The 3,589-nt window shown below is 46.5% G+C and carries 3 protein-coding genes; 2 read left to right on the top strand and 1 reads right to left on the bottom strand.

The genetic code is table 11. From position 1 onward, the window contains the following. Window positions 1–622: DUF6786 family protein (locus ACOJS8_RS17485; RefSeq protein ID WP_420149832.1), on the top strand; the 622-nt coding region annotated here is incomplete at its 5' end. An 8-nt stretch (window positions 623–630) separates the two neighbouring features. Here the strand turns inward: ACOJS8_RS17485 and ACOJS8_RS17480 are convergent. Then, window positions 631–1,281, bottom strand: a complete 651-nt coding sequence (locus ACOJS8_RS17480) for an oxidoreductase (RefSeq protein WP_420149831.1) — start codon at window positions 1,279–1,281, stop codon at window positions 631–633. A 75-nt stretch (window positions 1,282–1,356) separates the two neighbouring features. Between ACOJS8_RS17480 and ACOJS8_RS17475 the strand changes: the two genes are divergently transcribed. Next, window positions 1,357–3,589 (top strand): TonB-dependent receptor plug domain-containing protein (locus ACOJS8_RS17475; RefSeq protein ID WP_420149830.1); only part of this gene is annotated, 2,233 nt, incomplete at its 3' end.

Here is a 3,589-nt window from a genome sequence, read left to right as displayed (position 1 = left end):
CAAGATTGTTGGTATTCAATCAGACAACGTAATTACGAATCTGGGCACACAGGCATGGACAACGCAAACAGGTATGCCATCCATCTGGATTCTGGGCATGATGAATGCAACCCCTAAAGCAACGATTATAGTTCCGTATCGTGCAGGGGCGGGGAAACCGATAAATGATACGTATTTTGGTGAAGTGCCTGCCGACCGCCTGATTTTAGGAAAAGAGGCCGCGCTTTTCAAAGCAGATGCCAGGTACCGTAGTAAAATCGGTGTTTCGCCCGAACGAGCTACTAACTGGGTAGGGAGTTATGATCCTGCTAGCCAAACCTTAACGCTGGTGACATTCGATTTTAATCCGAAAGATAGACAGTACGTTAATTCAGCCTGGGAACATCAGAAAGATCCTTTTGGCGGTGATGTGATCAATGCATACAATGATGGGCCGATGAAGCCAGGACAAACGCAGATGGGCCAGTTCTACGAGCTGGAGTCATCGTCGCCGGCTGCGAAGTTGACAGCTGGCTCAAAACAACGACACCGTCACACAACCTTTCATGTTCAAGGCGCTGAGAGTCAATTAAATGAACTGGCAAAGCGGTTGTTGTTCACCGATTTGTCTATACTGAAATGATGTACTAATTAATACTGCTGTAAGGCGTCGGATTCAAAAATATGCTTGCCAGTTAATCCTTGTTGCATGGTTTGAAGCATAGCGTTGGCAACTTTTGAGGCTTCAACACCTTTATATTTGTCTGGTATAATTGGGTTGAAGAGTTTCATGAAAGTAGTTGCGACGCGCTCGCCAAAGCGATTCTCAGCGCGCTCGCCTAATAAAAGAGAAGGACGAAAAATAAGTAAAGTTGAATAGGGTAAGCTCGCCAGATCACGTTCGATTTCACCCTTAACCCGGTTATAAAATATGGATGATTTCGCATCGGCTCCTACTGCCGTAACAATCGCGAATTGCTGAGCTCCGTTGGCCAGACTTAGACGAGCAATGTCTAATGGATACTGATAATCCACTTTACGAAAAGCTTCCCTGGAACCCGCTTTTTTTATCGTTGTACCAAGGCAGCAGAAAATATCGTCGGCTTTGGTCAGTAAACCATTAGGATGGTCAAAGTCGAACTGGATTTCCTGCAAACGAGGGTGTTGCCAACTTAATGGCTTACGCACCAGGACTTTAACATTGGAATAAAAGGGTGAATCGACAAGCTGGTGAGTAAGTGATTCACCAACAAGACCCGTAGCCCCCAATACTAATGCTGTTTTATAGGCGGGTGTCGTCATAATAGAGAGGAGGTAATTCTGCTAATTTAACCGCTACATTTAGTATTGAAGACACCTATTCCCAAATTCTATCCTATGCAACCTAACCTTTTTCGGATTATCGGCGTGTGCTTACTGCTTACGTCTACGTTAGTAGTTGCTTTTCGTAGCAACGATGACGATTTTATTAAACGGCTTATCGGTCAATTGCGTGCCTATCATGAGCAACATCCCACAGAAAAAGTATATGTTCAGACCGATCGGGATGCTTATCTGGTTGGCGAAACTATGTGGTTGAAAGGATACATTTTTAACGGAACCACGCACGAAGCGGATACGGTTAGTCGGGTACTTTATGTCGATCTGATTGATCCTGTTGCTCAACGTATTCGGCTTCGGGCGCAACTTCGGGCAACGAATAGTTATGCCCCTGGTCAGTTGGATATACCTGATTCACTACGTGCCGGTACGTATCAGCTTCGGGCGTATACCAATTTTATGCGAAACTATCCAGAGACGTATTATTTCAATAAAACGCTGACCATTCTGCAACCGGACGACAATCTGGCATCACCAGCCAACAACGTAACCGCTGGTTCTACGACCGGAGCGGTTAGTCGGCCTGATGTACAGTTTTTGCCAGAAGGTGGCCAGTTGATAGCAGGAATTGAAAATAGAGTTGCTCTTAAGGCCGTCAATACGTCGGGACGTAGTGAACCAGTTGAAGGCTTTATTTTAAGCGCTAAAAAAGATACCATTGCTGGGTTTACCACTACGTTTCTGGGAATGGGATATGTTACGTTTAAGCCCGAAGTGGATCAGGTATATACGGCCTTTGTAAAGCGTAAGGATGGCCAGGCTTTATCCTATCCATTACCTCAGGTGCAGCCACAGGGTTTTGTCATGCAGGTCGATAACCTCAGTCATAAAGATAATATTAAGGTGTATCTGTATCACAACAAAGCCATTTCCGACGTAGCAGCTACGGCGACATTAGTGGCTCAAACCCGTGGCCAGATAATTCAGGCGGCTAAGATTTCCTTATCTAAAAGGGCTTCGTTAATTCAATTGCCGAAATCGGAATTTCCCGAAGGGATTGCCCAACTAACACTGTTTGATGAAACCAATAAGCCCGTTAGCGAACGATTGATTTTTGTGGATAAAAATGAGCGAATTAACGTAGCACTCGCAACAAGTAAGATGACCTTTACGAATCGGGAGAAAGTTGATCTGACTGTTACTACAACGGATAATCAGGGAAAACCTGTTACGGCTAATCTGTCGTTCGCAGCGGTCGATGCCCGGCTGGCTCCTGAAGCCGATTCCAACGGGGCAACCATCGTGTCGCATCTTCTGCTTTCCTCCGATCTGACTGGTACGGTCGAACAGCCTGATTACTACTTCAATCCAATTTATAGGGATCGTTTGACGAAGCTGGATTTGTTGCTGATGACACAGGGCTGGCGACGTTTTTCCTGGACAGACGTAGTGTCTGGGGCAAATCCTTCGGTGAAATACGGCGCTGAAAGAGGCTTGTCATTAACTGGGCGGGTTGTTCGACCCAACCAGAAAGGCGTTAACGGCAACGTGAATCTGACGTTTATGCTGGTCAAGCGGGATAGTTCACGCGTTTTTCTGGCTGGCGAAACCGATGAAGCGGGGAATTTTGGCGCGTACGATCTCGATTTTACCGATACGACTCATGTATTAATTCAGGGAACCAAAGGGGCTGCTAACCGAAACCTCGTCATCTCGCTCGATCAATTACTTGCGCCGACCGTAACGATTACAAAAGTGCCGTACAATCCGCTGGAATTCCGACGCGATGACTTGGCCGATTTCGTAAAGAGAACAAAAGAATATCAGGAAATCGAACGACAGATCCGACGTAACGGCGAAGTATTGCTACAGGCCGTTACGGTGAAAGCGAAAAAAGAAAAGGAATTTGATTCGCGGGTTATTTACGGTACACCCAGCGCAACAGTAAAATTTACTCCTCAAAATACCGCCGGTCGACTTACGATTCTGGATGTGATTCAGGGGCAGGTGGCTGGTGTTCAGGTAGTTGGGTCGGGGTTCAACGCACGTGTACAAATTCGGGGAGCGGCCAACTTTAGCGGCCCTATTGAACCCTTGTTCGTATTGGATGGTATGCCGATGGATTTGCAGGGAATTATGGGGATTTCGGTGATGGATGTTGACCGGGTTGATGTGCTGAAAGGGGCTGCTGCCGCTATTTATGGCGCTCGCGCCAGTGGGGGCGTAATTTCAATTCTGACCAAACGCGGAAACCCGAATTATGATTTTGCAAAAGAAGCGACTCCAGGTA

The sequence above is a fragment of the Spirosoma sp. genome, from assembly GCF_048594605.1.
In the GTDB taxonomy this organism is placed as follows: Bacteria; Bacteroidota; Bacteroidia; order Cytophagales; family Spirosomataceae; genus Spirosoma.
This window is presented reverse-complemented; position numbering and strand designations above follow the sequence as displayed.

Coding starts and splice junctions, on each gene's coding strand:
- ACOJS8_RS17480 (WP_420149831.1), bottom strand. CDS start 1,281: ATGACGACACCCGCCTATAAAACAGCATTAGTATTGGGGGCTACGGGT.